Genomic DNA, 15742 nt, shown 5'->3' on the forward strand with positions numbered 1-15742 from the left:
GACGCATTCCTTACTTCTTCAATCAGTTTCATCGAGAATAGCAAATTGTCTACTTCTACAAGTTTTTTTAGATCCTTTCTTTGCACCTGCTCGTAAGAACTTCCAAGAGCGGTACAATCTGCAGGGCCTATTTGATGCTGCAGATATACTTTGATCAGTTCATATAAATCATCAGTTTTAGTTATCTTCCTAGTACTATAGTATAAAGCCTCCAATCCACTTGATGTTGTATACAACCCACTTGGAAAAAAAGAATCAGACAGTTGTAGCATGCCTAAATCCTCTAAACCTACATCATTAATGCTCATGTATTTCTGTTCCGTCTTCTGGTTCAAATACCATCTTTGTTTTCCACACTTCTAGATGTTCCATCATTGGTTTAAAGAGCTTTGTGAACATATCCAATTCAGTATCCGCTTGAATCGGAAAGAAAATCTTGTTTCCATCTAATTTTATTGGCCTATGTAGATTACCTATGGTATGACCTATCTTAACAGGGACTTCGATGATATCATCTGCGTGTATGTTATTTTTGATCTCTATCCCAATAACATCCTCCGGTTGAACTCCAACAACAACCATTTTGTCTTCAGTCATAACCACGACATCTCCATGTCTAAGCCTTGTGCCAGTAGGAAGAATTAGAGCGATATCAGACCCCTTATCAGAAGTTTTTCTCATCCTGACTCTTCCAGACTCTAATCTACTGACTACAATCGTCTCACAAGTTTTCTTGGCATCCATTTCATCATATTTTTCTTTGAGTCTTTGATCGTCTCTAATATTTCCAAGTACTGAGTTTACTGTAATCAATTTTACAATGCCCTCTTCTTTTCATTGACATTTCTTGAGTCTTTTGTCTTTTTTACTGCTTCGATCATATCGAACAGCCTTTGGGTATAGTCAACCTTTCCATAATGCCTTAGAGAAGATCTACCAAGCCTTGCGAAAACAAGTCCATTGTCTCCTAATTTTACTTTTGCATTAATTTCAAACCTTTCAGCTATTACACAAGTTGTAATATTATGATCAGGATAATCGAGATTGAGGTGTGACGCGGGATCAATCAAGCCCGACATTGATTCTATTCTACCGGACGAAATTATAACATGTCTCACCTTCGTCGGATCAATTATAACGAGATTTTCATCTATATTTGATTCTTCAACGCAGTGTCGGATCAACATTCTGAAATTATCTCCGTGTCTCTGACAATGCCTGTTGGCTAAGATCTTCTGCAGCAAGGTTTCTATCAATTCGCAAAACAGATTTGGCTATCTCTCCTGCAGCTTCAAGAGCCATAGTTTTTACCAACAAAGGATCAAGGACACCTAGCTTCCACATGTCAACTGGATCTCCAGAATTGATATTTATACCAAATGTATCAGGAGATGTCTTTGCTTCCATAACCTTTTCAAGTCCATTGAAACCGGCATTTGTTAATATTTGGCGCATAATGCTTTCAAGAGCCGAAGTGACAACTTCGAGACCAACTTGTTCTATACCTCTTAGCCTGAGGTTTTTTACCTTTTCTATAACGTGCAATTCAGCAGCCCCTCCACCCGCAACGACCCCTTTATTTAAAGCTGCTTCCGCAGCATTAACTCCATCAATTGCTCCCCTCCATCTCTCTAATGACGTTTCCTTAGTCGTTCCAGATACGATCATAGTAGATATGCCCCCGTTAGAACCATTATCTATGTAAATTACTCCTTTGTCCTCATCTTCATAAATTCGATTTGCTCTGCCTAAAAGGTCTGAATTTTTGAGATCTTCCATCATTCTTACAGGCTTGGCACCGGTATAACGTGACAAGTACTCGATCTCTTCTATAGATATACGCACAGCAAACACTTTATTCGCAACGAGGAGATCTTCTATAACTTGATCTACCTCACTAGATGCTATCAAAATTGCTTTTGCCCCCGTTGCCAACAAAGAATTAACTATCTCCTTTGACTTGGCAATCCTATCATTTTCCATATTCAGAATTTCTTCATACCTGCTACTTTCCTTCACCCATGACTCTTTAACAGGCTTCAAATCCAATTTCACAATCATGACTTTTGCATCCTTCATCTCTAAAGGCATCTCAGGATCTAATCGCTTTCTTTCTAGAACTATACCGTTGACAACTCTATCTTCCATGGTGGTCCTTCGAAGAACCATTATTGATCTATCAAAATCATAAGTTCCGTTATGTATTGCATTATTTCCTACAGATCTCAGTGCAGAAATTACAAGCAATGATAGTTTCTGTCCATCTAGCTTTGATGACAAAGATGTTTTGACGACCTGCTCCAACGCAACTTCATTGAGAGATATTCTCTTTGCCTCATGTTCAAGCAATTTGCAAGCTTCCTTGACTCCACTTTCTATTCCTTCGACAACTTTTGTGGGATGGACTCCAAGCTCTTTTACAAGTCGCTTGCCCTCCTTTATCATTTCCGCGGCCATAACTACAGCGGTTGTAGTTCCATCACCCACTAGTTGTTCTTGTCGTTCTGCTATCTCAACGATCATCCTTGCTACCGGATGTATTGCCCTCAATGAAAGCAAAATCGTAACGCCATCATTTGATATGTGCCTATTCATGGCTTGATCTATGAGAAGCTTATCCAACCCCTTGGGTCCCAAAGTTGTTCTAACAGTGTCGGCAACTGCCATCACAGCATTGGAATTTGATTCCAAGGCGTTGAATTCCACATTCTCTGCCATGGGTCTCCATACGCCATAATTTGGATTTGACATTAAATCACCACTCAATAAAAGTTTATTGACAAAAATAAAGGTATATGAAAGTTTGAAAAATAAAGGTGTGTGTTAGGATAGATATTTCTTTTCCTTACCCTATCATCGTCTAAGCCATAAAGTACCTCTGTGCTAAAGTGAGTTCTTTTGCAGGGTCAACAGTTGCAATTTTTCCATCCAATGTAACTTCATATGTTTCTGGATCTATTTTTATCTCTGGAGTACTATCATTCCACATCATATCCGCTTTGCCAATATTCCTACAATTCTCTACCGCCAAGACAACTTTCTCTAGACCTAACTTTTGTGGTACTCCTAATCGCACGGCTGCTTTGGAAGTAAATGTGAAGCATGTATTCTTTACCGCTTTTCCTAAAGCTCCGAACATGGGTCTATAGAAGACTGGTTCAGGAGTCGGAAGTGATGCGTTCGGATCTCCCATTATTGACCATGCTATAAATCCCCCCTTGAACACCATCTTTGGTTTTGCAGGGAAGAAGGCTGTTGGATACATCACAATGTCTGCATATTTACCAACTTCTAGTGAGCCCAGATAATCAGACACTCCATGAGTTATTGCAGGATTAATTGTCGTTTTTGCGATATACCTTCTAGCTCTAAAGTTGTCATTATCTCCCGTCTCTTCCTTCAATCTACCCTTCATCTTCTTCATTTTGTCCGCTGTCTGCCAAGCACGAATTACTACCTCACCAATTCTACCCATGGCTTGACTATCAGATGAATACATACTCAGTACACCTTCGTCATGCAAAACATCTTCTGCTGCTATGGTTTCAGCTCTTATTCTGGACTCTGCAAAATGGACATCCTCTGCTACTGCAGGGTTTAGATGGTGACAGAACATTAGCATGTCTAGGTGCTCATCTATCGTATTCGTAGTATATGGTCTAGTAGGATTGGTTGAAGACGGCAGAGCGAATTGTTCACCGGCAATTTTCATAATATCTGGTGCATGACCGCCACCTGCACCTTCAGTGTGATAGCTGTGGACCGTCCTACCATCGATTGCATTGATTGTGTCCTCCACATAAGCACATTCATTAATTGAATCTGTATGAATTGCCACTTGAGTATCCGTGGCATCTGCTGCTTTCAGAGATGCGTCTAAAACTGCTGCGGTAGTACCCCAGTCTTCGTGATCTTTGAGACCACATGCACCTGCATTTATCTGCTCCAGTTGAGTTGCCAAGGACGGATGAGAATCGTTGCCCTTACCCAAGAATCCGAAGTTCATGGGTATATCTTCTACACTTTCTAGCATTCTACTCATATTAAATACTCCAGGCGTACATGTCGTTGCATTAGTACCATCTGCCGGACCAGTTCCCCCTCCTATCATATTGCAAATACCGCCACTTATGGCGTCTACAGCCTGCTGTGGCGATATCATGTGTATGTGTGTATCAAAGTGTCCAGGGGTGCAAATAGTGTGCTCACCTGCGGTAGCTTCTGTACAAGCTGAAAAGACCATATTGCGATTGACTTTATCCATAGTATTGGGATTACCTGATTTCCCAATTCCAGCGATCTTGCCATCCTTAATTCCAATATCAGCTTTGACTATCCCTAGTACTGGATCGACGATGACAGCGTTTGTGATTAAGAAATCAAGCGCACCATTCTCATTGGTAACACCTGGTGTTTGTGCCAATCCATCTCTCAGCGTCTTACCTCCTCCAAAAACACATTCATCTCCTGGAGTTATCAAATCTTTTTCAACTTCCAAGAGGAGATCAGTGTCTCCTGCTCTTACTTTGTCACCAGTTGTTGCGCCAAAGAGATCTGAATATTGCTTTCGAGTTAATTTAAGAACCATTCTATTCTCCCCTCTTATGCTCCCTTGTATCCCTCTCTCTTCGCTTTTTCAAGCGCTGCATTCCTAACTATTGAGGATCTCAACCCTCCCATTGTTAGAGCGTTAAATCCATGTACTATCCTGTGACCACCCAATTCGCAAAGTTCTACCTCTTTAGAATCTCCTGGTTCAAATCTTATTGAGGTTCCGGCTGGTATGTTAAGCCTGTAACCATAAGCTTTTTGCCTGGGAAAGTCTAGAGCCTTGTTCACTTCGAAGAAGTGAGTATGTGAGCCTATTTGACACGGTCTATCACCAGTATTTTTGACGGTGATCTTTACAGTCTTCCGATTTTCGTTGCAAACAACCGGTTCCGAAGAAAGTACATATTCACCAGGTATCAATTTACTTCTAACCTCTTTTGTGTGTAATTTTTTTTTTGGGATAGAGCTTTACTTTTTATTGTAGCTTTACTTTTTGGTTTAATTTTTGATTGTTTGATCATGGTTTCAATCACCTATTGGACTGGGTCATGCACAGTCACTAGTTTTGTGCCATCTGGAAAAGTTGCCTCCGTTTGCACGGTGTGTATCATATCTTGCACGCCTGGCATCACGTCTGACTTTTTTAATATCTCTCTTGCAGATTTCATGAGTTCTGCTACAGTCTTACCCTCTCGTGCCCCCTCTACAATATAACTTGCGATATAAGCAATTGATTCAGGATAGTTCAATTTTACTCCCCTCTTTTTTCTATCTTCGGCAATCTTTGCTGCTGTCCAAATCATCATTTTATCAATTTCCCTTGGTGCCAACATCAAATTCTATTTTACCTCAAGCTATAGTGAAAGCTGAATTATTTAAAGATATTAAAATATATTAAAAGTCTTCCTCATAGAACAAGCCGACGTCGACTAAACTTCACAATTAGGCAGGAATGTTAAATGGAAGGACAACGCTTAGCCAAAAACGGATTTCATCAAAATTTCCATTTTTGCTCACAGGGATAACGAAATTGTATATTTTGCTCGATGTCTTGACTGTGAGAAAATTTGCCTTTATCATGGTACCAAGCATATTGCGAACGGTTGTCTCTGCCCCCTTTCTTAATGCAAAGTCTTCAATCTGGGAGTACCAAATGTAAAAATTTTCAGAATTACGAGTTAGATCCTCCGGAGTGATAATAGCTTGCTTCCTGATACCTGCGGGGCTAGGATTGTTCCAATTTTTTGTTGTAAGTTTATAGGGATATGGCGCAATTCCTGCTATATATCCTAAATCTGCAAATTTTCTAAAAAAATTCTTCTTACTCACTATCATGCGGGTAGTTGTGAAGTCAAGAAAGCTGTTCTTGCCCCAACCGCCTTTATCTTCTGAACTAAGCCTAATGATGATCTCTTCCATGTTATTTGTTTTACACCATTCAATAAATGTTCGAACTTTTTCATGGTTAGACTTGTTCGATATTTCATTTTGTGAAAACTTTAGAAACTGTTCGAAGTCTCTTGGTGTCATTTATCAAGAATTTTTGCCAATCACTATGTAAAGCTATGTGTGGTTAAAGCATTTAAAAGAGGAAACAGATTGTGGAGGATGATTAACAATAATCTATCCTCCTGGGGGACGTGACCATCCAATCCCGGCTGGGATATGTGAGAAGCTAGAGATTGCGAGCATGAATGTAAATGCGGTGAACACAAAAGGCCCGGTGAGAGCTGGTAGTCCCCACATTCCGAAAAACCTTTGAAGAGCTGGCATCACTATAACAGAACAGGCGACAGTTGCAAGTACAGCCATCAGGAACGTTTGCCAAGTCAGCGGCAAGAAGCTAGTCAGAGCTATCATCACAAGTACTTGATTAAAGCCATGCAATCCAATTCTTACCTCTGTCGTTGGTAGTTTATTGAGAATTGCCAAGGCCGCCCCAATTCCAGAACCTATTAGTGCCATAACTCCACCCAGATATAAAGGAGACAAGGCATTCCAACCAGCTGTATAAGCATTAGTATACCATGGTCTCATTTGTGGTTGAGCCCCCATAATAACCGGAGCTAATTCAAATGAAAGAGTCAGCCCAACCACCCAAAAAATGCCGGTCTTCCAGTTCTCAACAAAAGTGACCTGCGAAACGCCTTTTAATGTAGCAATAATAAACTCCTTGGCAGTCCATTTAAATTCCTGAACTGCAACTTGGACCGGGTTGCTGCTTCCTGAGATCAACTGCTCCTGTGGTCCTGGCGGTGGAGCAGATGGCCAAATTGCATGTCCATATCTCTTGGTAGCAAACATCATGGCCCAAGTCGTAAAGATAAAGGACGAGGTAAAGCCGGGAATAGACCATCCACCCCCGGTTGGGCTTTCCACAAACATATTACCCATCACATGAGACATCGCCATCCAAGTTACTGCCGTGATAGCAGCACCGAAAATTGATAGGAAGAACGTAGATCTATTAGCAAGCACGAAAGGACCAGACCAGAATGCCATCCCAGTTAAAATTGAGTTGTAACCAAACAATCCAAATGTAACGAGTCCATAAGGGGCTCCAAAAAGGATAGCCATACCAGCCCCTATCAACCCTGACAATGCCATCATTGCACCAGCTGTTCGTGATGCAAGAAACACTCCTGCGAGTATCAAAATTCCGTTGATCGGAGAGCTGAATAGTGGGACTTCAGATATGCCATTGAACAGAGTATAGAAAAAGTCCAATGCCGGATTTCCAGTTGAATAATTCGCGGCTCCTACAAGTATATCTAGGCCAAGCATTCATTGACATTTTTATGGAAGTGAAATAAAACGATTTATCCACGTAAATGGATTATATTGATGCAAAAGCGCATAAACTAGTCGACGTCGGCTGAATTCTTGTCAGGCGAATAATAATGAAATGTCAGTCTGTCCTTAACTGTTGTGTAAGTGCAACAACTAGGAATAAGAAGTAGGTTTAAAGTTAAGTTAATCAACACAGCCAATGAACTTACAGTGTTATTTTTTGTTCCGTAATACCTATATCGATATGGGTACTGGACAGATCTGAGTTCCCTAGTAATGTAAACCTATTCTAGGCTTGCACCCATCTGAGAGAAAGGAAAGCTACGTAAATACCAAATTGATAAGGAATTAAATGAAACCTGAGTGTTGAGGCCCAGATCCACATAGATACGGCCAAGGATGCTATAATCCTTACACCATTCAACAGTATAAAACCTTCCAGAAGTTTTTGGTTCCGAGTAATTAGGCCAAATTTTTAATACAAGACAATCTCAACAACATAGCCGATTCATCTCAGCAAAATTGGGTGTTATATCTGCTCCGAAGGACCTAAGCAGCCTCTGCTAAGTACTGGACCATGTCTTTGGAGGGTCCCATGAATGACCGAATTAAACAGATTCCAGGTGGTACACATCATTCTACCATATGAATACCAATAGTGACAAATAATCTAATATATTGGAATAGCATGACACCCAAATGAAGATGCTTGATAATGCTGATGAACTCATATTGTCTACTTTAAGCAAGAATTCCAGGCAAGACATTAAAGAAATCTGGGATTTTCTTAGAGACCATGGATATGATTTAACTGAGGGGGAAATCGAAACCAGAATAACCAAACTTGAAGAAGATCATGTAATAACTGGTTACACTATTTCTGTCGATACCAAGAAGATAAAGCGTCGAACGATAAGAGTTGCGCTTGTGACATTCAAAATCTCACAGCATCTTCCAAGCAGACTCGAAGGTTTGAAAAAATATTTGGTTGATGCTCCTTTTGTATTATTCTCCGGTCGAACTAGGGGTGGTTACGACTGGATTTGTGTTCAGTGCTTCCTAACTGAAGAAATGGCAGACGAGGAGAGTGATATTTTTAGAAATTTGTTCGGGGATATTATTCAAACTTATGAGGTGTATGACTTTATGCCGATGAAGGATCCAGCTTTTGGCGTTCTTACACATACTAACAATGAATATAGAAAATTTCTAAGCGAATGGACCCCTCCTTTTTTAGGAAGATAAAAGAATAGGCTCTACGTATTGATAGATTTCACGGTTGCATTTTTGAAACGTATAGCTTCGTCGATTACGGTGTGGATCTTTAATCTGATTCCCATTAGAAAGTTGATAATTTCGGCTCTTTGTCCAGGTTCAATTGTAGTTTGAACATCGTCTATCAGGTTATCTATTCTAGCAAGTGTAACTCGAAGAGCCAAACAGGTCTTTTTGCCGATTCGAATTGCCTGATATGATTTGCGTAGATCCTTAGTATTTTCAAACAGGTCTTCATTAAGAAGTGATTTGACCTCCCTTATCTGTTTGACTGTAAGGTCATTATTTACAACGTGCTCTATTATTTGAGATTGTTTTTCTGTTGGTATACTTGTTAATTCTAAGGCTTGACTTACATTCAGTTTACTTGCAATAATCCTGCTTTTGATTTCTTGAGGCAGCTTTAGCAATTGAATGCGATGTGATACGTATTCCTGGCTCTTTCCTATCTTGTTTGCTAGTTCTGTTACTCCGCCCCATCCAAAGTCCATAACATATCTTCTAAAAGCTTCTGCTTCCTCAATCGGATCCATGGACTTACGTTGTATATTTTCAGTTAATTGTATCTCGTAAGCTTGTTTATCGGACATTTCGCGTATCTTACATGATATGAAGCGCCACCTAAGCGATCTGCATGCATGAAATCTCCTATGACCTGCAACAATTTCAAAACCATGAGTAAGTGGCCGAATTAAAATCGGTTGAAGTAAGCCATGTTGTTTAATACTATTGCAAAGTAGCATATTGTCTTCGTTAGTAATTTTTTGAGACTTATCCCTTAAAGGGAATTGGGATGGACGTATCATTTTTAGTTCTATATGCTCTATTATACTAGTATCGAAGAATTGCATTGTAACGAAATATCACTCTTTATACTTATTCGTTTCTGATGTAAATATATTATTTTTTTATATTATCATAATATTGCTTGATTCTAGTTGTGAAATGGAACAAATGGTCGAATTATTCAGTAAAAATATGCCATAATATAATATTCCAGGCCGAAATTTTGAAATTTATCTCTCGTATAAGCGATCTTAATAAAAGCCGTCAACGCGTTAATCAGAATAGCATTTAGGGATTTCAATCCAGTTAATTCTTTTAGACAAAATCTTCCTAAACTCCAAGGACTTAAGAAGAAGAAATCAAAGTTGCTGCTTTAACCTCTGAACTTATGCCTTTTTTTGTTAATTAGTCTCAGATAATAGCGCAGATTTTACGAGCGGGATTGTATGATTCAAGGCATAGGTTTGGACATTTTTCCTATTTCGATCTGCCCCCCACTTCAAATGAGTGTCTATACGTAGAATTCCTAATGCTTTTAGAGATGAATCCTTACATATTCCGGGGATTCTTAATATTAGTTTATCAACAACAGAACTGTACAAGACTCATGCAAGGAGTATTCACTAGAGAAGAGCTGCAAAGGTATTCATTGAATTTTCTTTGTGGATTATATAAAACAACTTTCGGAAATTTGAATGAAACTGCGAATGGGGTGGATATTTATTTTAAATCGGTTAGCGGTTCAGCTTACGAAAGACCATCCCTTGGATTCCAAGCCGCAAACGAGATTATTGTGGAACTCGTTCAGAGTGGACTAATAGAGGCGCTTAGTGCTGACGCAATAAGGTTAACATCGAGAGGTTTGGAGAAGTGTAGAAAAGTTTGTAGATAATTGCATCTAAACGTAATCCCTAAGGTACCCACAGAATAATGTATATTTCTACAAAATCAAAGCCAGTAAAAATGGAGTCATTTGTCTCGATCCTCGTGCCTTATTCGATCTTTTGGTTAACCCAATGTGACCTAATTCCGCTAGTTATTAATTCTCTCGGAATCGCGAACAGACACTCAAAAACTACCTCTCTCCGTATGACTGAATAATAAGTAATGCATATCACTTCTAACCTAAATAGAAATTTATGATTTAATGTACATAACCAAAATGAATTAATCGAGAACCCTGGTCAAGTGTTAAAGGCTGTCTCGTATCTCTGAGTGATACCCTCTTAGCGATTAGATATAGTCGTATATGGACATATCAATTGACACAAGACTCATGATATGTGCTAATCCTTAACTTTGTGGAACCGCATCATCACCGTTTTATTTTTGGTTATTCGATTAGTTTCAAAAAACTTCTATCTAGCTGTGGATAGCAAATCAATAATCGATTTGAACACAATTAATACCGTTGCCACCTCAGAAATGCCGTTTCTGAGAAAGAGCTATTAAAGTGCAACTTCTCCACTCTGTTTTGTGCCAGCTATGGTCCGAGTGCAACTTCTCCACTCTGTTTTGTGCCGATGTCATAAGCTTCACCGAGATCCTTCACAAAGATCTTGCCATCGCCAGCAGAACCTGTACTTAGAGTTGTTAGAACGTCTTGTACTATCGGTTTCACCAATGTGTCAGAAACCATTACAACAAGTATGGTTCTACTTCCGAATTCTGGGACGTATGTACGTCCTGTGGTATATCCTTCAACTGTTCTAGCTTCCACTCGTTCGTGTTTTGCCTTACCCCTGCCCTTAATATCATAAAACATAAGACCACCTACTTTATGTTTGTGAAGAATATCGTTTACATCATTTAGCCGTTCGTGTGGAAACACAATGTCTATCTGCTTCATGCTGCAATTGTACCACTAGAATTAAATAAACATTTTAAGCACTGTTGATCCTTCTTTTGTGAATTTAATACTCCATTGTCAGCCCTGCGTATTCTTCTTTTAAGTTTTTGATTCTTTGTGAAATGACCAAATATAGAATAGGAATGAAAAACCTTCGTAAGCATGTTTAATATACGGTAGATGCAGGTGGATGTCTTTTTGCCTACGTCAGCTTCAATTGGAAATGCTCTAAAATTTTCCATTGTTAGATTTAAAGTCCATTCGTTCATGCATCCCTCCCAGAGATTAATTATTACTATACGGCCTTGTTCAATAATCAGACGACGAGCAATTTCTTTCATTTCATGTCCTACCATTGAGAGCGTTACCAAGGCCGATACAGTCTTTAGAACTTTTAAAACATATTCTCTAAGGTTCTAGATCGAAACAATATTTCGAACGATTTGTTGATTTATATTCCGACATATGAAGAAACCGCACTGATTTTAATCATCAGCCTACCAAGGTGTATTAGTTATAAGTTATCCCATGTGACCGCTCATAGTATTATTTATTATTCAGTAAAACCACTGGTTTGGTTGTTGATCTCAAAACTTTGGCGCTCACATGGCCTATTCCTGCTTCGGCGTTTCCTAGGCCTTTACTGCCCATCAAAATCATCTCTACATCGAGCTTTTGGGCCAGTTCTGCAATCTTTGAAGCCGGATCTCCATGTCTTACAATTCGTTCGTATTCATTCTTCTTTTCAGGTATGATTATACTCTTGAGCATTTTTCTTCCCTCCTCCTCCATTTTACTAACTAATAGACTATCTATTGATTCTTCGTCTTCATTGGTCCATTCAATTACATTTAGAATATAGATTCTAGCTCTCGCTGAATCCTCGAACAAAGAGCCTGCATAATTTATTGCACGCAGTGATGCTACTGATCCATCTACTGCTACTAATATTCTCTTAATATCCCCTTGAAGATAGTTGAAATTGGAGACTAAATTCATCTCAGTTTTACGCGAGCTGAGATCTGTCCTTGAAGCTAAACTTACAATAGCACTTATTTTTTTTACAGCCTCAAAGATTCCATGTCTTGCTTCAATAAGAGGTAGTAATACTATCCAAGTAGCTGCTCCAATGGCCCAGCTGACAGCTATAAATATCCACGCTTGATACATACCTAGGGAAAACACATATCCTGAAAAGTAAAACGGAAGGGGCCAGACTATCACCAATGTTAATGCAAGTGCAATTCCATATCTATAGCTCAGTCTTGAAGTACTTTTCAATAATTTTTCATCACTATCATGTTGTATAATTGACCGGATTTTGTCGTCGGCAACTAGTATCTTCTGTTTCATGGTATTGAAGTTAAAGTCATCAGGCTTTACTAAACTGCCAATCAATGTGATAGCTGCACTAGTAGATATAGAAAGTATATTGCCAATCAACAGTGGTAATATTTGACCTGTTGAGACTATCGATATGTGTCCATATAAGAAATTGGAAGTGAATACCCATGCTAGAATCCCGGAGACCAATCCGGCTATAGCTGCCGATGTGGCTGCATTTCTATTTGTTTTCTTCCATACTACAGAAAGTGAAAGAGGAATAACTGCTGAACCTATTAGAATACCCATAGCAAGGTAAAGGTATTCTAGACTTGCACCCATATTAAACAGAATTGAAGCTAAAATCCCCATACCCACACCGAAACCGAGGATCGATATTCGCGATATTTTAATTAATTCGCGACCTGTTGCCGCGGGCTTGACATATGTACGATATATATCATAAGTAACCAAAGATGAAACAGCTACAAGCTCGGCCGAGCCTGCGGAGGTAACGGCGGTGAACAGAATTGTAAGTAGCAATACGGCTCCTAAATCTCCCAAAACATGTGAAGCAGCTGTCGGAGCAACCAATCCACTGCTTATTTGTTCGGGTGTAAGAGACACACCAGTAGCGACAGCTGACAATCCTAGTGTTGTAGCCAACGTGAATGGGATTGCGAACCAGGCAAGTCCTCCGGTAAGAAAACCCTTAACTGCAGAACGAGGTCTAGCGGCTATTGCCCTTTGCCAATAAGATTGATTCACGAATACTGTTCCAAAATTCCCTACGATATTTATGATTCCGAAAATTAAGGCACCAAAAGATGCCATTGTAAGGTAAGCTCCAGAAGAATTTCCTTCAACTGGTTTCAATGCAGCCGCAGTTGAAAGCTTGTGATACATTCCAGAAATACCGCCGATGGAGTGATTTACGAAATAAATCGTGATAACGAATACAATAACAACGACAAATATGAATGAAGCATTTAGATAGTCAGCAAAAAAAGTTGCCTTTAGACCCCCAAAAAATGTATAAAATATTACTCCTAGCGGGATTAGGAAGACTGCAATGTAAATATTAATACCTGTTAAAGAATTTACTACTGCTGCCCCCCCTAAAACTAACATTGCTGTGACAATAGTGTTTGTCATTAATCCGAAAAACAGAAAGACCTTATGCTCCCTATTGCCAAAGCGGGCACGAATAATCTCTGGAAATGTATGGGAAGAAGGGGCCTTTCGTTTTAGCTCTACTGCCAATATTGCAAAAAGGACTATCTGAATGCTAGCACCAGCAGCATACCAAAATGGTCCACTTATCCCAAATTGATATGCTACGGAAGAAGACTGAAGCAGCGTGGCTGCCCATGTCCATGCAGACACCACTGATGAGGCGACAAGACCTGTCTTCACAGTTCTGCCAGCAGTATAAAACCATTCAGACGTCTTCTTGGTTCCAAGCCACTTCGTTTCGATCTTAACCAAAATTGTTACAGCTACGGCCATAACCAATCCCATTCCGAGCACTATTGCGTACCCAATGCTCTGAGAAAGAAAAGGTTCCAATGAGATTTGGCGTCGATCCATCTATATAAGGTTAAAGTATGACTTATTGTCTATGCCAATCACGCGCTTCTTGATTATTCGTAAAGGTCAATAAGTGATCTTTGAATCATAAAGGGAAGATAATACTCTAATTTGTTCTTTGATATGATAGTCCAATTAATGATGGTCGATTATATTGATGAGCTAATACTGCATAGAGTGTTTAGAATAAAGATATCAAGGGGTCAGCACTTAATCTTAGTAACACTTTTCAAACTAAAGATATCCTCCTAATAATCTTAATGTTAGAAATGTAATAAAAGAGGGCTTAAGGACAGATGGAACACTAGCCTACAGGAAGTATTTTCATGTATATTAACTCAAAGTATTCACCACAGATGCAAGGGGAGATAGAAACATATAACAAGATGGTCAAGAATGAGTTGCTCGCAGTTGAAGACCTATCTCGTATAGATGATGGAAAGTTAAGATATCAAATGTTTACAATGGAATACGATGACAAAAGGGAACATGCTGTTACAAATGAAATGAAATGAAACGACTACATTATCTGAAATGTTTCTATAAACCATTCAATAAATCCCATAACAGAAATAATATCAACTAGAGAACTGCAACTAATGTCAGTATGTGAAATTATAACCCTTGCGTGTAAGCGTTACATCTTAGGAAAGGGCTCTCGTAGCGTACATTCCATTTCCACAATCCAGCCGTAGGCGATGGTTATCCTGCCGGCTTACCACCGCCAAGGTGGCCTTGAGATTTTATCCCGCCAGCTACAGTCATATTCTTTGCTGCACTACTAGTGGCATTGGTCATATTGCTTTTTGTCAAATTGGATCCAGCGCCGCCAGTCGAATTGCTCTGTCCATTTGCTGCCAGAGTACAGATCCATACTGAAGCAATTCCGATCAGCAATATTACCACTGTTAACGCGAACATCGTTTGTTTATTCATGATAAGTCGATATAGTGATTTCCATATAAATATTTTCCATTTGATTATACCGTAATTGATATCTACGATTTTGGGCATTGAATACCTTTTGAAGGTTCTAGTACATGTAAGTCTATATACTAGTTATTCAGTCAAAATACCACAAATACAACTTATGAAGAACAAAATACTTTCAGTTCAAAATATTGGCATTGAAAATCTCGGTACATTGGGTGAATTAATTCATTCAGATGGTTATCAGGTTGAAAATATCGAAGCTCAAAAAGAACGCATGCCAACTAATCCAGAACAGTATGCAGCCATAATTATTCTTGGAGGACCAATGGCAGTATACGATAAGCTTGAGTATCTTGAAAGGGAACAAGAGCTAATAAGACAGGCCCTAAAAATGGAAACTCCTATAATGGGAATTTGCCTGGGATCCCAATTAATTGCTCAGGCTATAGGAGGAAATGTTTACAAGGGCCAGAAAAAAGAAATCGGGTGGTCCAACGTAATGCTCAATCAAGCAGGATACAAGGATCTGTTTATGGGCTCTAAAACCAATAGTATCAGAGTCTTTCAATGGCACGGGGACACCTACGATCTTCCATCTAACACACTTATCCTCTCATCTTCAGACTTGTACCCCCAGGCGTTTCG

General features: G+C 39.3%; 18 protein-coding genes. 4 read left to right on the forward strand and 14 right to left on the reverse strand.

All coding sequences use genetic code 11. The features are described from left to right. The 9 genes from DYY65_RS02930 to DYY65_RS02970 form a co-directional block, all read right to left on the reverse strand. A partial coding sequence (locus DYY65_RS02930; RefSeq protein ID WP_305080006.1) for an urease accessory protein UreF occupies positions 1–308 on the reverse strand: 308 nt, incomplete at its 3' end. Then, positions 298–813, reverse strand: coding sequence for an urease accessory protein UreE (locus tag DYY65_RS02935; RefSeq protein WP_162476496.1), 516 nt, complete (start codon positions 811–813; stop codon positions 298–300). The genes DYY65_RS02935 and DYY65_RS02930, both read right to left, overlap by 11 nt. A 2-nt stretch (positions 814–815) precedes the next feature. Next, positions 816–1187, reverse strand: coding sequence for a hypothetical protein (locus tag DYY65_RS02940; RefSeq protein WP_162476497.1), 372 nt, complete (start codon positions 1185–1187; stop codon positions 816–818). A 7-nt stretch (positions 1188–1194) separates the two neighbouring features. After that, the gene (locus DYY65_RS02945; RefSeq protein ID WP_162476498.1) at positions 1195–2751 is read right to left on the reverse strand and encodes a TCP-1/cpn60 chaperonin family protein; all 1557 of its coding nucleotides are present in this window, start codon (positions 2749–2751) and stop codon (positions 1195–1197) included. Positions 2752–2860: 109 nt separating this feature from the next. After that, positions 2861–4588: an urease subunit alpha gene (gene ureC / locus DYY65_RS02950; RefSeq protein ID WP_162476499.1), complete on the reverse strand. Its 1728-nt coding sequence runs from the start codon at positions 4586–4588 to the stop codon at positions 2861–2863. 14 nt (positions 4589–4602) lie between these two features. Then, entirely contained in the window at positions 4603–4971 is a 369-nt protein-coding gene (locus DYY65_RS02955; protein WP_162476500.1) for an urease subunit beta, read from the reverse strand. A gap of 113 nt (positions 4972–5084) precedes the next feature. Next, positions 5085–5387 carry an urease subunit gamma gene (locus tag DYY65_RS02960; protein ID WP_162476501.1) on the reverse strand — a complete coding sequence of 101 codons (303 nt, stop codon included), beginning with the start codon at positions 5385–5387 and terminating at the stop codon, positions 5085–5087. Between the two features lie 106 nt (positions 5388–5493). Further along, positions 5494–6081 (reverse strand): hypothetical protein, encoded by a 588-nt coding sequence (locus tag DYY65_RS02965; protein ID WP_162476502.1) that lies wholly within the window; start codon positions 6079–6081, stop codon positions 5494–5496. Positions 6082–6174: 93 nt separating this feature from the next. Next, on the reverse strand, positions 6175–7335 hold the full coding sequence (locus DYY65_RS02970) for an urea transporter (protein WP_162476503.1): 1161 nt from the start codon (positions 7333–7335) through the stop codon (positions 6175–6177). 705 nt (positions 7336–8040) lie between these two features. Between DYY65_RS02970 and DYY65_RS02975 the strand changes: the two genes are divergently transcribed. Then, on the forward strand, positions 8041–8586 hold the full coding sequence (locus DYY65_RS02975; RefSeq protein ID WP_162476504.1) for an Lrp/AsnC family transcriptional regulator: 546 nt from the start codon (positions 8041–8043) through the stop codon (positions 8584–8586). Between the two features lie 11 nt (positions 8587–8597). On the opposite strand, the gene DYY65_RS02980 is transcribed toward DYY65_RS02975, so the two are convergent. Then, on the reverse strand, positions 8598–9467 hold the full coding sequence (locus DYY65_RS02980; protein ID WP_162476505.1) for a ParB/RepB/Spo0J family partition protein: 870 nt from the start codon (positions 9465–9467) through the stop codon (positions 8598–8600). A gap of 476 nt (positions 9468–9943) precedes the next feature. On the opposite strand from DYY65_RS02980, the gene DYY65_RS12370 reads away from it, so the two are divergent. After that, positions 9944–10294 carry a hypothetical protein gene (locus DYY65_RS12370; protein ID WP_236561627.1) on the forward strand — a complete coding sequence of 117 codons (351 nt, stop codon included), beginning with the start codon at positions 9944–9946 and terminating at the stop codon, positions 10292–10294. Positions 10295–10885: 591 nt separating this feature from the next. On the opposite strand, the gene DYY65_RS02990 is transcribed toward DYY65_RS12370, so the two are convergent. From DYY65_RS02990 to DYY65_RS03000, 3 genes are all read right to left on the reverse strand, one after another. Further along, the gene (locus tag DYY65_RS02990; RefSeq protein WP_162476507.1) at positions 10886–11251 is read right to left on the reverse strand and encodes a P-II family nitrogen regulator; all 366 of its coding nucleotides are present in this window, start codon (positions 11249–11251) and stop codon (positions 10886–10888) included. Beyond that, on the reverse strand, positions 11248–11607 hold the full coding sequence (locus DYY65_RS02995; RefSeq protein ID WP_236561628.1) for a hypothetical protein: 360 nt from the start codon (positions 11605–11607) through the stop codon (positions 11248–11250). The genes DYY65_RS02990 and DYY65_RS02995 overlap by 4 nt, the downstream gene beginning before the upstream one ends. A 190-nt stretch (positions 11608–11797) precedes the next feature. Further along, positions 11798–14143, reverse strand: coding sequence for a sodium:solute symporter family transporter (locus tag DYY65_RS03000; RefSeq protein WP_162476509.1), 2346 nt, complete (start codon positions 14141–14143; stop codon positions 11798–11800). Between the two features lie 347 nt (positions 14144–14490). Here DYY65_RS03000 and DYY65_RS03005 point away from each other — a divergent pair, with 347 nt between their 5' ends. Continuing rightward, positions 14491–14679, forward strand: a complete 189-nt coding sequence (locus DYY65_RS03005) for a hypothetical protein (RefSeq protein ID WP_162476510.1) — start codon at positions 14491–14493, stop codon at positions 14677–14679. A 187-nt stretch (positions 14680–14866) separates the two neighbouring features. Here the strand turns inward: DYY65_RS03005 and DYY65_RS03010 are convergent, their stop codons facing one another. After that, complete coding sequence (locus DYY65_RS03010; protein WP_162476511.1) at positions 14867–15100, reverse strand: hypothetical protein; 234 nt, start codon at positions 15098–15100, stop codon at positions 14867–14869. Positions 15101–15155: 55 nt separating this feature from the next. On the opposite strand from DYY65_RS03010, the gene DYY65_RS03015 reads away from it, so the two are divergent. Next, a partial coding sequence (locus tag DYY65_RS03015; protein WP_162476512.1) for a type 1 glutamine amidotransferase occupies positions 15156–15742 on the forward strand: 587 nt, incomplete at its 3' end.

Origin of the sequence: Nitrososphaera sp. AFS (assembly GCF_009898475.1) — an archaeon.
Classification (GTDB): domain Archaea; phylum Thermoproteota; class Nitrososphaeria; order Nitrososphaerales; family Nitrososphaeraceae; genus Nitrosopolaris.